This is a genomic window from Streptomyces sp. NPDC024698, from assembly GCF_055559015.1.
This window is the reverse complement of the sequence record NZ_JBVHLK010000001.1, coordinates 963,107-979,574: the sequence shown is the minus strand read 5'-3', so window position 1 is coordinate 979,574 and position 16,468 is coordinate 963,107. Positions and strand designations below refer to the sequence as shown.

Below are 16,468 nucleotides of genomic sequence, written 5' to 3'. Positions count from 1 at the left end.
GCAAGCAAGCAACAGGGAGCGCATGACGTGCGGCCGGTAGGGAGCAAGTACCTCCTTGAGGAGCCGCTGGGGCGCGGCGCCACAGGCACGGTCTGGCGAGCCCGCCAGCGGGAGACCGCGGGCGCCGAGGCCGCCGTCGCGGGACAGCCCGGCGAGACCGTGGCGATCAAGGTCCTGAAGGAAGAGCTCGCGAGCGACGCCGACATCGTGATGCGCTTCCTGCGGGAGCGGTCGGTGCTGCTGCGCCTGACCCACCCGAACATCGTGCGGGTGCGCGACCTCGTCGTCGAAGGCGATCTCCTCGCCCTCGTCATGGACCTGGTCGACGGCCCCGACCTGCACCGCTACCTGCGCGAGAACGGCCCGTTCTCGCCCGTCGCGGCCGCCCTGCTCACCGCCCAGATCGCCGACGCGCTCGCCGCCAGCCACGCCGACGGCGTCGTACACCGCGACCTGAAGCCCGCCAACGTCCTGCTCAAGCAGGAAGCGGGCCAGATGCACCCGATGCTGACCGACTTCGGCATCGCGCGGCTCGCCGACTCGCCCGGCCTCACCCGGACCCATGAATTCGTCGGCACGCCCGCGTACGTCGCCCCGGAGTCCGCCGAGGGTCGCCCGCAGACGTCCGCCGTCGACATCTACGGCGCCGGCATCCTGATCTACGAGCTCGTCACCGGGCGTCCCCCGTTCGCGGGCGAGTCCGCCCTTGAAGTGCTCCACCAGCACCTGAGCGCCGAACCGCGCCGCCCCTCGACGGTCCCCGACCCGCTGTGGACCGTCATAGAGCGCTGCCTGCGCAAGAACCCCGACGAACGGCCCAGCGCCGAGAACCTCGCGCGCGCCCTGCGTGCCGTCGCCGCGGGCGTGGGGGTGCACGCGGCACCCGCGCAGATCGCCGCCGCCGAAGGCGTGGGCGCCCTGCTCGGGCCCGACCCGGCCCCCGCGTACGTCCCGGACGTCCCCGGCTCGTCCGACGCCACCCAGGTGCTCCCCCAGGGCGCGGCCTCCTACGACCCGTACGGCGCCACCAGCGTGCTGCCGCACACCGCGGGCGCGGCCGACCCGACCGCCGTGCTGCCGCCCGTGCCGCAGAACCAGCCGGGCGGGCAGGGCGGCCAGGGCGAGGACCCGCACCCCTGGCAGAACCAGCTGCGCGCGGCCCGCGACCGCAACGAACAGACGCAGGTCCAGTACCTCGACCCGAACGAGGATCCGCTGCGCCACCGCCCGCAGCGCCAGGTCGCGCGCCCGCAGCGGCAGCAGCCCCAGCCGCAGCGGGGCCAGCAGCCGCCGCCCGGATACGGCTACCCGCAGCAGCAGCCGCAACAACAGCAGCAGTACGCGCCGCAGCACCAGCAGCAGCGCTACGCCCCCGCGCCCCAGCAGCAGCCCCAGCCGCAGCGGTACGCACCCGAGCCGCAGCGGCCCCAGCAGCCCGCACCCCGCCAGCCGCGCGAGCCCAGGCAGCGCGGCGCCAACCCGATGAAGATCCCGGGCCTCGGCTGCCTCAAAGGGTGCCTGTTCACGATCGTCATCCTGTTCGTGGCCGGATGGCTGATCTGGGAGTTCAGCCCTCTCCAGGACTGGATCGGCTCCGGCCGCAGCTACTGGGGCGAGCTGACCCACTGGTACGACAACGTCAAGAACTGGGTCGGGGATCTCGGCTCGAAGAATCCGTCGGGCAACTGATCCCGGCCCCGGACAGCCGACTCTGGGTACTTGTCGACATCTGACGGGTGATTTCGGTCTCGGGCGTGAAGGTTGCCTCCTCGGGCGCGTACTTTAAGCAGCAACACGCTTCTGTAGGAGCAGTCTTGGCACGCAAGATCGGCAGCAGGTACACCGCGCACCAGATCCTGGGGCGGGGGAGTGCCGGCACGGTGTGGCTGGGCGAGGGTCCCGAGGGGCCCGTCGCCATCAAGCTGCTGCGCGAGGACCTCGCGTCCGACCAGGAGCTGGTCGGACGCTTCGTGCAGGAGCGCACCGCCCTCCTCGGCCTCGACCACCCCCACGTGGTGGCGGTGCGCGACCTGGTGGTGGACGGCAACGACCTCGCCCTCGTCATGGACCTCGTTCGGGGCACCGACCTGCGCACCCGGCTCGACCGGGAACGCAGGCTCGCCCCCGAGGCCGCGGTAGCGATCGTCGCCGACGTGGCCGACGGACTCGCCGCCGCGCACGCGGCCGGGGTCGTCCACCGCGACGTGAAGCCCGAGAACGTCCTGCTCGACATGCAGGGCCCGCTCGGCCCCGGCGGCTCCCACCCGGCCCTCCTGACCGACTTCGGAGTGGCCAAACTCATCGACTCACCGCGCCGGACCCGCGTCACGAAGATCATCGGCACTCCCGACTACCTCGCGCCCGAGATCATCGAGGGTCTGCCGCCGCGCGCCGCCGTGGACATCTACGCGCTGGCGACCGTCCTGTACGAACTGCTCGCCGGTTTCACGCCCTTCGGGGGCGGACACCCCGGCGCGGTCCTGCGCCGCCATGTCACCGAGACCGTGGTCCCGCTCCCGGGCATCCCGGACGAGCTGTGGCAGCTGATCGTGCAGTGTCTGGCCAAGGCGCCCGCGTCCCGGCTGCGGGCCTCCGAGCTGGGCGCGCGGCTCCGTGAGCAGCTGCCGCTGCTGGCCGGGATGCCGCCGCTGGACGTGGACTCCCCGGAGTCGGAGGGCGCCGACGGGGACGAGGAGTACGAGGAGAGCGCGGAGCCGTCCGCGCCCGCCGCGGCGCGTGAGCGGCGCGGGGCCGTTCCTCTGGTGCCCGGGGCCGCGCCCGACTCGAACCGGGACACGCACACCTCGATGCGGGTGCCGGCCCCCGACGAGCTGGCCGGCGGTGCCCGGGGGACGGCTCGTGTGCCCCGCGCCGCGGGCGCGCCCCGGCCCGGGTCCGCGCGGCACCGGGCCTCGGCCCGCAGGCGGCGCATCACGCTGGGGGTGGCGGCCCTCGTGCTGGTGGCCGCGGCGGGTGTGGGCACCTGGCTCGCCACCTCCGGCGACGGCGACGCGACCCCCCAGGACACGAAGAACTCGGCCCCGGCCTCGCCGTGACCCGGGGGTGCGACCCCGAACCCAGCTCCGGCCCTGCGGCCTTGTCCTCAATCGCCGGACGGGCTGAACTTTCGGCGCCGGACGGGAAAATTCAGCCCCTCCGGCGATTGAGGAGCGGAGGGCCGGGGGCAGCGCCCCCGAGGACGGGACGGGTAGGGGCGGAGGGGGCGAGATCCGTTTTTGGGCGTTCCGGGCCCAGGTCGGGGCTCCGCCGGGGACGAGGGCGAGGCCCGGTTGCCGTAGCCGTTACGCTGGAGGCGTGGCAGTCGTCGATGTATCCGAAGAGCTCAAGTCCCTCTCCTCGACCATGGAGTCGATCGAGGCCGTCCTGGACCTCGACAAGCTGAGGGCAGATGTCGCCGTGCTCGAGGAGCAGGCGGCCGCGCCGTCCCTGTGGGACGACCCGGACGAGGCGCAGAAGATCACCAGCAAGCTGAGCCACCTCCAGGCGGAGGTCAGGAAGGCCGAGGCGCTCCGCGGGCGTATCGACGATCTGAGCGTGCTCTTCGAGATGGCCGAGGAGGAGGACGACCCGGACACCCGCGCCGAGGCCGACACCGAGCTCGTCGCCGTCAGGAAGGCGCTGGACGAGATGGAGGTCCGTACCCTCCTGTCCGGCGAGTACGACTCCCGTGAGGCCGTCGTCACCATCCGTGCCGAGGCCGGCGGCGTGGACGCCTCCGACTTCGCCGAGAAGCTCCAGCGCATGTACCTGCGCTGGGCCGAGCGCCACGGCTACAAGACGGAGCTCTACGAGACCTCGTACGCGGAGGAGGCGGGCATCAAGTCCACCACTTTCGCCGTCCACGTGCCGTACGCGTACGGCACGCTCTCCGTGGAGCAGGGCACGCACCGGCTGGTGCGCATCTCGCCGTTCGACAACCAGGGGCGCCGCCAGACCTCCTTCGCCGGTGTCGAGATCCTGCCGGTCGTCGAGCAGACCGACCACATCGAGATCGACGAGTCCGAGCTGCGGATCGACGTGTACCGCTCGTCCGGGCCCGGCGGCCAGGGCGTCAACACCACCGACTCCGCCGTGCGCCTGACCCACCTGGCCACCGGCATCGTCGTCTCGTGCCAGAACGAGCGGTCGCAGATCCAGAACAAGGCCTCGGCCATGAACGTCCTCCAGGCCAAGCTCCTTGAGCGGCGCCGCCAGGAGGAGCAGGCCGCGATGGACGCCCTCAAGGGCGACGGCGGCAACTCCTGGGGAAACCAGATGCGTTCGTACGTCCTGCACCCGTACCAGATGGTCAAGGACCTGCGCACGGAGCACGAAGTCGGCAACCCCGAGGCCGTGTTCGGCGGCGAGATCGACGGCTTCCTGGAGGCCGGAATTCGCTGGCGCAAGCAGCAGGAGAAGTAGGCACCCGGCACGGGCGATGCGCGCGGACGTTCTTCGCTCCCGCCCAGACCTCTTTGTCGACAAGGCAACTGCCGCCCACTGGGCGGCAGTTGCCTTTGTCTGTGTGGGCTGTCTGGGTTTTCCGTCACAGTCACATGTCCCCAGGCCAGGCAAACAATGGCGTTCCGGACATTGCGTACGCAACGACCTTGACGCTGCTTTGAAAACTGGGAAGGGTGACGTGTGGCATGCGTATCTCCGGGGCGCATGTGAACCGGGGGGTTGAGCCAACGCCCCCTGTGACGCCGTGGCTCCGGGCGCTGCTCCATTGACGATCAGCTACTGGGGGTAGCAGGCAGATGACCAAGAAGACGCGGATCCTCGCGGTACGGATAGCCGCCGGCGCGGTGATCGCGGCCGGTGCCTCACTGACCGCGGCGGGTGCCGCATCGGCGCTCGACCTCAAGGTCGGTCTGACGGCGACCACCGCCGACGACCCGACCCCGACCCCGACCGTCACGGGCATCCCGGAGTCGCCGGACCCCGGGACGACGGCGCCCACGACACCGGAGCCCGGGACGACCGCGCCCACGACACCGGAGCCCGGGACCTCGGCTCCGGCCACGCCGACCTCGCCGGCGCCGACGGCCACGACGCCCACCGGCAACCCGACCGAGCCGACCGAGGACCCCAGCTCCGGCAGCGCCACCGCTCCCGCGGGCAACGGCACGGGCGGCAACGACGCCGACCCCAACGGCGGGTCCACCACCCAGGAGGAGGGCTCCTCGGCCCTCACCGACACCGGCTCTGACACGCAGGCCCAGGGCAAGGACGGCGCGCTGGCCGAGACGGGTGCGGGTCAGACCGCGTTCCTGATCGTCGGCGCGGCCACGATGATCGCCGGAGGCGTCGGCTTCCGGCTGCTCCCGCGCCTCGCGGGCGGCCGCGGCGGTGCCGCCGCCTGACGCTCCACCCGTACGGCGAAGGGCCCAGAGCAGCTCGCTCCGGGCCCTTTCCGGGTCTGGGGTGACAAGGGTGACGGCGGGCCGTGCGGGGCCGCCCCCGCGGCTCTCACACCGTCTGGTGGGCCACCAGCGCCAGCGCCGCGATCAGTACCGCGAGCAGCGCGATCAGTGCCATGGGGTTGAGTCCCGCGAAGGGGCTCTCCTGCTGAAGCCGCTCCCGGTTCGCGCGGCAGACGGGGCAGCGGCCCTCGCTGACGGGTGCCGCACAGTTAGCGCATACCAGTCGGTCGTACGTCATGCGCCGGCCCTCCTTGCGACGTCTCCGCGTACGCAACTCTCTCGCGTACACGTCGCTCTCTTAACGCTGCGGCGAACGCAACCGTTCCCTTACCACTGTGCCAGGTTCCGCGGATTTCGGCGCGGCTCCCCTTCTCATGCCCCGTCCGGACCACCGTCAGCCCCTCGGATCGGGTGTGAATCGCGCCTGAGATCCATGACAAATCGTGCAAGCCGCGCGCAACCCCGTACGCCGACTGCGCTCGCACACCCGGTTCGCGTATGGTCACGCACACCTACCCCCGGCGACCCGTGGTGCACCCGTGATCCGATTCGACAATGTCTCCAAGGTCTACCCCAAGCAGACCCGCCCCGCTCTCAGGGATGTCTCCCTGGAGGTCGAGCGCGGAGAATTCGTGTTCCTCGTGGGGTCCTCCGGCTCCGGAAAGTCCACCTTCCTGCGGCTGATCCTCCGCGAGGAGCGGACCAGCCAAGGCCAGGTGCACGTCCTGGGCAAGGACCTCGCGCGCATCTCCAACTGGAAGGTGCCGCAGATGCGCCGCCAGCTGGGGACCGTGTTCCAGGACTTCCGCCTCCTGCCCAACAAGACGGTCGCCGAGAACGTGGCCTTCGCCCAGGAGGTCATCGGCAAGTCCCGCGGCGAGATCCGCAAGTCCGTGCCCCAGGTGCTCGACCTCGTCGGCCTGGGCGGCAAGGAGGACCGGAGACCCGGCGAACTGTCCGGTGGTGAGCAGCAGCGTGTGGCCATCGCGAGAGCCTTCGTGAACCGGCCCAAGCTCCTCATCGCCGACGAGCCGACCGGAAACCTCGACCCACAGACCTCCGTGGGCATCATGAAACTGCTCGACCGGATCAACCGGACGGGCACCACGGTCCTGATGGCCACGCACGACCAGAACATCGTGGACCAGATGCGCAAGCGCGTCATCGAGCTGGAGCAGGGCCGTCTCGTCCGCGACCAGGCACGCGGCGTCTACGGCTACCAGCACTGATCATCGTCCACGGAAAGGTCTGAGGAAGACGCCATGCGCGCGCAGTTCGTTCTGTCGGAGATCGGGGTCGGTCTCCGCCGCAACCTGACCATGACCTTCGCGGTCGTCGTCTCGGTCGCCCTCTCGCTCGCCCTGTTCGGCGGCTCGCTCCTGATGAGCGACCAGGTGAACACCATGAAGGGCTACTGGTACGACAAGGTCAACGTCTCGATCTTCCTCTGCAACAAGAGTGACGCCGAGTCCGACCCGCACTGCGCCAGGGGCGCGGTGACCAGCGACCAGAAGAAGCAGATCGTCGCCGACCTGGACAAGATGTCCACGGTCGTGCAGAAGGTCACCTACGAGTCCTCGGACCAGGCGTACAAGCACTACAAGGAGCAGTTCGGCGACTCCCCGCTGGCCAGCTCCCTCACGCCGGACCAGATGCAGGAGTCGTACCGGATCAAGCTGAAGGACCCGGAGAAGTACCAGGTCATCGCGACCGCCTTCGACGGCCGTGACGGCGTGCAGTCCGTCCAGGACCAGAAGGGCATCCTGGACAACCTGTTCGGGCTCCTCAACGGCATGAACTGGGCCGCGCGCGCGGTGATGGCGATGATGCTCGTCGTCGCGCTGATGCTGATCGTCAACACCGTGCGCGTCTCGGCGTTCAGCCGCCGGCGTGAGACGGGGATCATGCGCCTCGTCGGCGCCTCCGGGTTCTACATCCAGGCGCCGTTCATCGCGGAGGCCTCGGTTGCCGGCCTGATCGGCGGCGGTGTCGCCTGCGGATTCCTGCTGATCGCCCGGTACTTCATCATCGACCACGGTCTGGATCTGTCCCACAAGCTCAACCTGATCAACTTCATCGGCTGGGACGCCGTGTTGACCAAGCTCCCGCTCATCCTCGCCACGAGTCTGCTGATGCCCGCGGTGGCCGCGTTCTTCGCTCTGCGCAAGTACCTGAAGGTGTGACGCATCCCAAAAGGGCCGTACCGTCAACCGGCGGTGCGGCCCTTCGCGTTGTCCTAGACTCACCGGCATGTCAGGCCGTGACCTGTTCTGCGAGCCCCGCCGCATCCGCCGCGGGGCGGCCCTGACATTGGTGTTCGCGAGCATCCTCGTCGCCGGAGCGGCGACCGGATCGTTCTCCGACCCCGCCCGCAAGACCCCGGCCGCGGCGCCCGGTTCGGCCGCGGCACGCCACCACGACGAGGTCACCCGGGCCGCCGCCGAGGCGATGGCCGACGGCAAATCCCCCATGGAGGCCGCCGAACGGGCCGTCAGCCGCAGCGGGGACCGCTGGGGCGCCGTCTACTCCCAGGGCGAGTACGAGGAGTTCGAGGAGGCCCTGGACGGCCAGTACACCGGCGTCGGCCTGTGGGCCCGCCGTGAGCGCGACGGAGGCATCGAGGTCACCCGCGTCAGCGCCGGCTCGCCCGCGGCCGCCGCGGGCATTCGCAAGGGCGACCGGCTGCGCACCGTCGACGGCGCGAAGGTCGACGGCCGGCCCGTCACCGAGGTCGTCTCGTTACTGCGCGGCGACGCGGACGACGCGACCGCCGGAACCAAGGTCTCCCTGGGCCTGGAGCGCGGCACGCAGTCCTGGAGCCGGACCCTGCGCCGCGCCAGGCTCTCCACGGACTCGGTGACCGTCAGCAGCCTTCCCGCCGGGGTCACCCTGATCAAGGTCGACGCCTTCACCAAGGGCGTGGGCGACGCCGTAAGGACCGCCGTCGAGCGGGCGCCGGGCAGGGCCGGGATCGTCCTCGACCTGCGCGGCAACTCCGGTGGCCTGGTCACCGAGGCCGTCACCACCGCCTCCGTGTTCCTGGACGGCGGCCTCGTGGCCACGTACGACGTGAACGGCGCCCAGCGGGTCCTGCACGCGGCGGCCGGGGGCGACACCACCAGACCCCTGGTCGCGCTCGTCGACGGCGGCACGATGAGCGCGGCCGAGCTGCTCACCGGGGCGCTCCAGGACCGCGGACGCGCGGTGGTCGTGGGCTCCAGGACCTTCGGCAAGGGCTCCGTCCAGATGCCGAGCCGGCTGCCCGACGGCTCCGTCGCCGAGCTGACCGTCGGCCACTACCGCACCCCCTCGGGCCGCTCCGTCGACGGCCGGGGCATCACCCCCGACCTGGAGGCGGACAAGGGGTCGCTCCAGCGCGCCGAGACCGTGCTGAGCGGTCTCGGGGACCTCTCCTGACGCCCCGGACGCCGACCCGGTAATCGGCTTTCCCCCGAGCCCCCCTGTAGTGCGAAAATGGCCAGCACTATGAGCAAGGGAATGTACGTACCGAAGGAGTCCCAGCCCAAGCAGGGCGGCCAGGGCTCCGGCAAGGCCAAGGACGGCAAGCGCAAGATCGTCGCCCAGAACAAGAAGGCGCGGCACGACTACGCGATCGTCGACACGTACGAGGCCGGGCTCGTCCTGACCGGCACCGAGGTCAAGTCGCTGCGCCAGGGGCGCGCCTCGCTGACGGACGGCTTCGTCCAGATCGACGGGAACGAGGCGTGGCTGCACAACGCCCACATCCCCGAGTACAGCCAGGGCACGTGGACGAACCACACCGTGCGCCGCAAGCGCAAGCTCCTCCTGCACCGCGAGGAGATCGACAAGCTGGAGGCGAAGACGCAGGAGACCGGTCACACGATCGTGCCGCTCGCCCTGTACTTCAAGGACGGCCGGGCGAAGGCCGAGATCGCGCTCGCCCGGGGCAAGAAGGAGTACGACAAGCGGCAGACCCTGCGCGAGAAGCAGGACCGGCGCGAGTCGGACCGTGCCATCGCGGCGGCCAAGCGGAAACAGCGCGGCGAGTGACGCCGCGGACGGCCCCGCCGGAATAGGCTGGCACCGGCGTGCGTCGGTCACGTACGATGGCAACGCACCCCACCGAGGGCGCGGGTTCCTCCCCGGAGGGACCGAGCTTTGAAAAATCAACATGGGGATGATCGGTTTCGACAGCGGCTGTTGAAGCAGGGGAAGCGTGTCGAGGAAGCGGCAATGATCTCGTAAACCATATGTCGCAAAAAATAATCGCCAATTCCAAGAGCGATTCCCAGTCCTTCGCCCTCGCTGCCTAATAAGCAGTGAGTGAAGGACCCTTAAAGGGTGTCAGCCCGGGAGTGTTCCCGACCCGGATCCTGGCATAATCTAGGGAACTAAACCATCGAGCCCGGTCACGGGGTTCGCTGGGAAATCAAACAGTGGCTGAGCCCGTCGGCGACTTGTTCGCGTGATCGCCGGGGCTGAGAAAATCACAGCGAACTGCGCACGGAGAAGCCCTGATTTTGCACCGTTGGACGCGGGTTCGATTCCCGCCATCTCCACTCATCCCATGTTTGGCGAAGGCCCCGCTGCTCAGGCAGCGGGGCCTTCGTCGTGTTTCCAGGAATTCCGCGTGTTCGTGTCCTCAGGAATGCGGCGTGCGCGGTGCCGTGCTCGCGCGCTCCGTCATCCGGGGAGCGAGCAGGGTCGCCTCGGGGCAGGGCGCGCCGTTCAGCTTCCTCATCAGCAGGTCGACCGCCCGCGCGCCCACCTCGGCGGACGGGATGGCGATCGAGGTGACCGGGACACGCAGACTCCCGGCGAGCTCGTCCGGACAGATCGCGGTGACGGACAGATCGCCGGGAACCCGCAGGCCGAGCTGCTCGAAGGCGTCGACGAGCGGTTCGAGGACCGGCTCGTTGTGGACGACGACCCCGGTCAACGCGGGCTGTTCGCGCAGCAGTCGCTCGGCGATCCGGCGAGCGGCGGCGGGCGAGGCCGCACAGGGGTGGACGGAGGAGACCAGGCCGTTCCGGTCGGCGGCGGCCGTGAACCCCTCCACCACCCGCTGCGCGAACGCCGTGCCCCGCACATACACCTCCGGCGGCGAGCCGACCAGCGCGACCACCCGGTGCCCGAGCCCCGCGAGCCGGTCGACGCACAGCTCACCTGCCGCCTTGAAGTCCAGGTCGATGCAGGTCAGCCCGTCGGGCGCGGCCGGGAAGCCGATGAGAACGGACGGCCGGTCCAGCGCACGCAGCAGCGGCAGCCGGGGATCGTGCAGCTGGACGTCCATCACGATCAGCGCGTCGACCAGCGCGGTGTCCGCGACCCGGCGCAGCCCCTCCTCGCCCTCCTCCTGGGTGACCAGCAGGACGTCGTGGTCGTGCAGCCGGGCCGCGGTGACCACCGAGACCGCGAACTGCATCACCACCGGCACATGGATGCCCGCCCGCAGCGGTACGACCAGGGCCAGGACGTTCGACCGGTTGCTGGCCAGCGCCCTGGCACCCGCGTGCGGGCGGTAGCCGAGCCGGCGGATGCTCTCCTCGACGCGCCGCCGGGTCGCCTCGGAGATCGGCCGCTTGCCGCTGAGGGCGTAGGACACCGTGCTCGGGGACACCCCGGCGTGCCGCGCCACATCGGTGATCTTGACCATCGTCACGACTCCAGATCCAGGGAGAGGAAGCCCGTCCCGGCGCCGGCCCGCGCCTCGCGCCCGCCCGCGGCCAGCCCCCAGGGCGCGGACGGATCGTCGCAGGACGCGCGCAGGGTGTTCCCCTCGCGCACGACGGTGAAGGTGACCGGCCCGACCGGCACGCTCACCCGGGCGCCCCGCTCCAGGCCGTACGCGCGCAGGGTGACCCCGTCCGCGTGGTCGTAGTCGGGGCGGTCGTCCACCGCGCCGACCGGGACCACCGCGCCCGGCCGCACCAGCAGCGGCACGCTGGTAAAGCCGTGCCGCTCGCGCACCCAGCGGGGTCCGGTCACCGGCTCCCCGCCGAGATAGGGGGTCCACGTGCCCTCGGGCACGTAGTACGAGACGTCCCCCTCGTCGTTGAAGACGGGCGCGACCAGCAGGTCGGGGCCGAGCATGTACTGCCGCTCCAGATGCGCGCACCCCGGATCGTCCGGGAACTCCAGGACCATCGCCCGCATCATCGGCACCCCTTCCGCGTGGGCGGTGCGGGCGGCCTCGTACAGATACGGCATGAGGCCGAGCTTGAGGCGGGTGAACAGCCGCAGGACGTCCACGGCCTCCTCGTCGAACAGCCAGGGCACGCGGTACGAGGACGAGCCGTGCAGCCTGCTGTGCGAGGACAGCAGCCCGAAGGCGATCCACCGCTTGAACAGCGCGGGCGTCGGCGTCCCCTCGAAGCCGCCGATGTCGTGGCTCCAGAACCCGAACCCCGACATGCCGAGACTGAGCCCGCCGCGCAGCGACTCGGCCATCGACGCGTACGTCGCCTCGCAGTCGCCGCCCCAGTGCACCGGGAACCGCTGGCTGCCCGCGGTCGCGGAACGGGCGAAGACGACGGCCTCGTCCTCCCCCCGGTGTTTGCGCAGCACATTGAACACGGTCTGGTTGTAGAGGTACGTGTAGTAGTTGTGCATCCGCTCCGGGTCGGCGCCGTCGGCGTACGCCACGTCCACCGGAACCCGCTCGCCGAAGTCGGTCTTGAAGCAGTCGACGCCCTGATCCAAGAGCGCCTCCAGCTTCCCGGCGTACCAGTCCCGGGCGGCCGGGCCGGTGAAGTCGACCAGGGCCATCCCCGGCTGCCACAGGTCCCACTGCCACACGCCGCCGTCGGGCCGTCTCAGCAGATGCCCGAGTGCCCGCCCCTCGGCGAACAGCGGTGAGCGCTGCGCGATGTAGGGGTTGATCCAGACGCTGATCCGCAGCCCCTTGTCCTTCAGCCGCGTCAGCATCCCCTGTGGATCGGGGAACACCCGCGGGTCCCACCGGAAGTCGCACCAGTTGAACTCGCGCATCCAGAAGCAGTCGAAGTGGAAGACGGACAGCGGCAGTTCACGCTCCCGCATGCCGTCGATGAAGGAGGTGACGGTGTCCTCGTCGTAGGAGGTGGTGAAGGACGTCGACAGCCACAGGCCGAAGGACCACGCGGGCGGCAGGGCGGGGCGCCCGGTGAGCGCGGTGTAGGTGCGCAGGATGTCCTTCGGGGCCGGGCCGTGGATGACGTAGTACGTCAACTCCTGTGTCTCGGCGCTGAACTGGACCCGTGACACCGCCTCCGAGCCGACCTCGAAGGAGACCCGGCCCGGATGGTCGACGAAGACGCCGTAGCCGGCGTCCGTCAGATAGAACGGCACGTTCTTGTAGGCCTGTTCGGTGGCGGTGCCGCCGTCCGCGTTCCACATGTCCACCACCTGGCCGTTCTTGACGAGCGGCCCGAACCGTTCGCCGAGGCCGAAGACCCGGGTGCCGACCCCGAGATCCAGCTGCTCGCGCAGATAGTGGGCGCCGGCCGCGTCCCGCAGGATGCCCATGCCCTTGGGGCCGCTGCTGGTGAGGACGCGGCCGTGGGCGAGGAAGTCGAGGTGCCACGGGGCGGTACGGGAGATCCGGACGGACAGGGCGCCCGAGGTCAGGGTCGCGTGCTGGTCGTCGTACTCCGTGTGCGGGATGAACTCGCTCCCGCGCAGCTCGAACCGGGGCCCGCGCGGTTCCTCGCCCTGGAAGTGGGTGAACGTGACCCCGATGACGCCGGGCATCGGCGCGTGGGCGCGGATCGTGACGACCGGCCCCTTCAGCAGATCGCCGCGGTGCCGGATGGGCTGGGTCGGCGCGTGGATCTCCAGACCGCCGGGCCCCGAGACCACATCCAGCACCTCGACCGGGTGGGCCGCGCTGACGCCCTCGCGCAGCAGCCAGTAGCCGTCCGTGAACTTCACTCTCGTACCCCCTACTTGACTGCGCCGACGGCGATACCGCGGGTCAGGGTCCGCTGGAAGAGCAGGAAGAAGACGACGGCGGGCAGCACACCGAGCAGGGCGGCCGCGTTCGTCATCGTGGCGTCCATCAGACGCTGCCCCTGGAGGACGCCGAGGGCCACCGACACCGTCTGGTTGTCGTTGGAGATCAGCATGACCAGCGGCAGCAGGAACTCGTTCCACGTCCAGATGAAGAAGAAGACGAGCAGCACACCGATCGTGGGACGGCTGACCGGGACCACGATCCGCCACAGCACCTGCCACCGGTTCGCCCCGTCGATCCGCGCGGCCTCGATGATCTCGCGCGGGAACCGTGCGAGGACGGAGGAGAGGAGATAGGTGCCGAACGCCGTCTGGATCACCGTGAACACGATGATCACGCTGAGCCGGGTGTCGTAGAGACCGGCCTCCTTGCTCAGGTAGTAGAGCGGGTAGACCAGCGCCTCCTGCGGCAGGGTGTTGGCGAGGACGAAGAACGCGAGCACCCAGGTGCGGCCCCTGATCCGGCCGATGCCGATCGCGTAGGCGTTCAGGACGGACAGCACCGCGGCCAGGGCCGCCACCGAGCCGGAGATCAGCACCGAGTTGAGGAGCTTCTGCCCGAAGTCGGCGCGCCGCCAGAAGTCCTCGACCCCGCCGAGGTAGAGGCCGTGCGGAAGGCTGAGGGGGCCGTGCGCCGCGTACTCGGACGGCGACTTCACCGCGTTGAGGGCGACGACCGCGAACGGCACCACCATGAACAACGCGCCCACGACGAGGGCCACGAGCACCGGGTAGCGGCGGAGCGCGGTCATGCGCGGGCCCCTTCCTCGGCGTCCTCGGCGCGGGTCTGGAGTCCCAGCCCGATCAGCGCCAGCGCCAGGACGATCACGGTCAGGACGGTGGAGATCGCGGCGCCGTAGCCGACCTGGGTCTTCTCGAAGAAGGTCGTGAAGGAGAAGTACGACGGCACGTCGGTCGCGCCGCCGGGACCGCCCTTCGTCAGGACGTAGACCGCCCCGAACACCTTCAGCGCGGCGATCGTGCACCACAGCAGGACGACCGAGATCTCCGGGCGGATCTGCGGCAGCGTGATGTGCCAGAACCGCCGCCACCAGCCCGCGCCGTCCAGTTCGGCGGCCTCGTACAGCTGCGGGTCCACGCGTTGCAGCCCCGCCATGAAGACGACGAGCGGGAAGCCGAGCTGGACCCACACCATCACGCCCATGACGCCGTACAGCGCGAGATCGGGATCGCCCAGCCAGTCCTGCTGCCAGGATCCGAGGCCGACCGCCCTCAGCAGCGTGTCGAGCGATCCGTCGTCGGGCGCGAGGATCCAGCTCCAGACGATCCCGGCGACGGCGATCGGCAGCACCTGGGGCAGGTAGTAGCAGGCCCGGAGCACGGCCGCCGTCCGCGCCCCGAAGTGCTTGGCGACGAAGTCGAACAGGGCGGCGGCCAGGACGAGTCCGATGGCCGTCGGCACGGCGGCCATGGCCAGGACCATGAACAGGCTGTGCCGGAAGGACGCCCAGAACTCGCTGTCGCCCCACAGTTCGCGGTAGTTGGCGAGGCCGGTCCAGGAAGGGGTGCCGACCCCTTGCCAGTCGGTGAAGCTGATCCCGGTGTTCATCAGGAACGGCACGACGACGACGGCCGTGAAGGCGAGCACGCCGGGCAGCAGGAACAGCGCGTAGGAGGTGTGCGGGCGGCCCGGGTGACCGGCCCGGGTCTTCGCGCCGGTCACCCGCCCGCCGCGTTCGGCGGTCACCGTCATCGCCGCGGTACGCCCTTGTCGTACGCCTTCTGGAGGTGGTCCAGGTAGGCGTCGGGCTTCTCGCTGCCGGTGATCAGCTTCTGCGTCTCGGAGACGAGGGTGTCGTAGAAGCCCGCCACCGGCCAGTCCGGGTAGAAGGCGAACCCGTCCCGCCCCGAGAGGGTGTTGTAGTCGGCTATCAGGGTCTTGGTCCTGGCGTCGGTGATCGCGGAAGTGTCCGCGGCCACCGGGACGCCGCCCTTGTTGCCCAGCAGGTTCTGGATCTTCTTCGACAGGGTGATGTCGATGAAGTCGTAGGCCAGGTCCTTGTTCTTGGCGCCCTTGGGGACCACCCACAGGTTGCCGCCGGAGCCCAGGGTGAGGTTCGATCCCGGGAACAGGCCGGAATCCCAGTCGAACTTCGCCTCGGACGCGAAGCGGCCGTACCACCAGCTGCCGGAGAAGAGGATCGGCGCCTTGCCCTGGATCCAGGACACGCCCGCGTCCTCGGCCTTCGTGCCGCTGGACTTCTTGGAGATGTACCCCTTCCGCACCCAGTCGGCGAAGGTGTCCGCCGCGTAGGTCCAGGCCGCGTCGTGGAAGTCCGCCTTGCCCTTGTACAGCTCGTAGGAGTCGACCCAGGAGCGGTCGGCCTTGGAGAGGGCGAGCTGGTAGAGGTACTGCTGGGCCATGTACTCGGCGCCGGAGTTGGCGAGCGGGGTGACGCCCTTGGCGACGAACTCGTCCATCGCGGCGGTGAGTTCGCCGTACGTGGCCGGCTGCGCGATCCCGTACTTCTTGAACAGGTCCTTGTCGTAGAAGACCATCGTGTACTCGGCGTAGTCGGGCACTCCGTACCACTTGCCGGAGCCCATGACGCCGTTCGTGTCGTACCGGCTCGTGGTCCTCACGCCGGCGCTGAGTTTCTTGTCCCAGCCGCGCTCGGTGGCCTCGGCCGTCAGGTCCGTCAACAGCCCCTGCTTGGACAGGAGTCCGGCCGTCGCGTTGCCCTTGTTGTACTCCATGAGGTCGGGTGCGTCGTCCGAGTTGAGGACCATGGGCGCCGTCTTCTGGATCTGTTCGAAGCCCTTCTCCTCGAACTTCACCTTCACACCCGGGTGTTGCGCTTCGAACTCCTTGATGGCCTCGTTCCAGGCCACCCCCATCGCGCTGTCCGGCCCTTCGTAGTGCCACAGTCTCAAGGTCTTGCCGTCAACGGAGCCACCGTCCGAGCCGCCGCAGGCCGTCGCCAGCAGGGCACCCGTCAAGGTCACCGCCACCGCCGCCGCCAGGCGCCTTCGTGTCGTCGACATCCACTGCCTCCAGAGGAGTTGGATGGGTATCGGGCCGTCCCGCATCGCTCGTCGAATCGATT

General features: G+C 69.9%; 14 protein-coding genes and 1 other RNA gene. 9 read left to right on the top strand and 6 right to left on the bottom strand.

The features are described 5' to 3' along the window. Nucleotides 1-27 precede the first annotated feature (27 nt). The 4 genes from ACZ4AA_RS04240 (at nt 28) to ACZ4AA_RS04225 (ending at nt 5,366) form a co-directional block, all read left to right on the top strand. On the top strand, nt 28-1,689 hold the full coding sequence (locus ACZ4AA_RS04240; protein ID WP_467594906.1) for a serine/threonine-protein kinase: 1,662 nt from the start codon (nt 28-30) through the stop codon (nt 1,687-1,689). Between the two features lie 125 nt (nt 1,690-1,814). Further along, entirely contained in the window at nt 1,815-3,056 is a 1,242-nt protein-coding gene (locus ACZ4AA_RS04235) for a serine/threonine-protein kinase (protein WP_467594903.1), read from the top strand. Between the two features lie 259 nt (nt 3,057-3,315). Further along, the gene (gene prfB / locus ACZ4AA_RS04230; RefSeq protein ID WP_467594899.1) at nt 3,316-4,422 is read left to right on the top strand and encodes a peptide chain release factor 2; all 1,107 of its coding nucleotides are present in this window, start codon (nt 3,316-3,318) and stop codon (nt 4,420-4,422) included. A 338-nt stretch (nt 4,423-4,760) separates the two neighbouring features. Next, on the top strand, nt 4,761-5,366 hold the full coding sequence (locus tag ACZ4AA_RS04225; RefSeq protein ID WP_467594896.1) for a hypothetical protein: 606 nt from the start codon (nt 4,761-4,763) through the stop codon (nt 5,364-5,366). A gap of 106 nt (nt 5,367-5,472) precedes the next feature. Here the strand turns inward: ACZ4AA_RS04225 and ACZ4AA_RS04220 are convergent, their stop codons facing one another. After that, on the bottom strand, nt 5,473-5,664 hold the full coding sequence (locus ACZ4AA_RS04220; RefSeq protein WP_028805018.1) for a hypothetical protein: 192 nt from the start codon (nt 5,662-5,664) through the stop codon (nt 5,473-5,475). 301 nt (nt 5,665-5,965) lie between these two features. On the opposite strand from ACZ4AA_RS04220, the gene ftsE reads away from it, so the two are divergent. The 5 genes from ftsE (at nt 5,966) to ssrA (ending at nt 9,970) form a co-directional block, all read left to right on the top strand. After that, nucleotides 5,966-6,655, top strand: coding sequence for a cell division ATP-binding protein FtsE (ftsE, locus tag ACZ4AA_RS04215; protein WP_384797762.1), 690 nt, complete (start codon nt 5,966-5,968; stop codon nt 6,653-6,655). Nucleotides 6,656-6,688: 33 nt separating this feature from the next. Then, complete coding sequence (ftsX, locus tag ACZ4AA_RS04210) at nt 6,689-7,609, top strand: permease-like cell division protein FtsX (protein WP_467594893.1); 921 nt, start codon at nt 6,689-6,691, stop codon at nt 7,607-7,609. Nucleotides 7,610-7,676: 67 nt separating this feature from the next. Beyond that, on the top strand, nt 7,677-8,843 hold the full coding sequence (locus ACZ4AA_RS04205) for a S41 family peptidase (RefSeq protein ID WP_467594890.1): 1,167 nt from the start codon (nt 7,677-7,679) through the stop codon (nt 8,841-8,843). 69 nt (nt 8,844-8,912) lie between these two features. Then, the gene (smpB, locus tag ACZ4AA_RS04200; RefSeq protein ID WP_339129642.1) at nt 8,913-9,458 is read left to right on the top strand and encodes an SsrA-binding protein SmpB; all 546 of its coding nucleotides are present in this window, start codon (nt 8,913-8,915) and stop codon (nt 9,456-9,458) included. A 123-nt stretch (nt 9,459-9,581) separates the two neighbouring features. Then, nucleotides 9,582-9,970, top strand: a transfer-messenger RNA (tmRNA) gene (gene ssrA / locus ACZ4AA_RS04195). An 80-nt stretch (nt 9,971-10,050) separates the two neighbouring features. On the opposite strand, the gene ACZ4AA_RS04190 is transcribed toward ssrA, so the two are convergent. The 5 genes from ACZ4AA_RS04190 to ACZ4AA_RS04170 are packed head-to-tail and all read right to left on the bottom strand — an operon-like array spanning nt 10,051 to nt 16,406. After that, nucleotides 10,051-11,064 (bottom strand): LacI family DNA-binding transcriptional regulator, encoded by a 1,014-nt coding sequence (locus ACZ4AA_RS04190; RefSeq protein ID WP_467595152.1) that lies wholly within the window; start codon nt 11,062-11,064, stop codon nt 10,051-10,053. A gap of 2 nt (nt 11,065-11,066) precedes the next feature. Next, complete coding sequence (gene yicI, locus ACZ4AA_RS04185) at nt 11,067-13,319, bottom strand: alpha-xylosidase (protein WP_467594885.1); 2,253 nt, start codon at nt 13,317-13,319, stop codon at nt 11,067-11,069. An 11-nt stretch (nt 13,320-13,330) separates the two neighbouring features. Next, on the bottom strand, nt 13,331-14,152 hold the full coding sequence (locus tag ACZ4AA_RS04180; RefSeq protein ID WP_467594881.1) for a carbohydrate ABC transporter permease: 822 nt from the start codon (nt 14,150-14,152) through the stop codon (nt 13,331-13,333). Then, nucleotides 14,149-15,114, bottom strand: coding sequence for a carbohydrate ABC transporter permease (locus ACZ4AA_RS04175; RefSeq protein ID WP_467594877.1), 966 nt, complete (start codon nt 15,112-15,114; stop codon nt 14,149-14,151). Before ACZ4AA_RS04175 ends, ACZ4AA_RS04180 begins: the two co-directional genes overlap by 4 nt. Beyond that, nucleotides 15,111-16,406, bottom strand: a complete 1,296-nt coding sequence (locus ACZ4AA_RS04170; RefSeq protein WP_467594871.1) for an ABC transporter substrate-binding protein — start codon at nt 16,404-16,406, stop codon at nt 15,111-15,113. The genes ACZ4AA_RS04175 and ACZ4AA_RS04170 overlap by 4 nt, the downstream gene beginning before the upstream one ends. Nucleotides 16,407-16,468 lie beyond the last annotated feature (62 nt).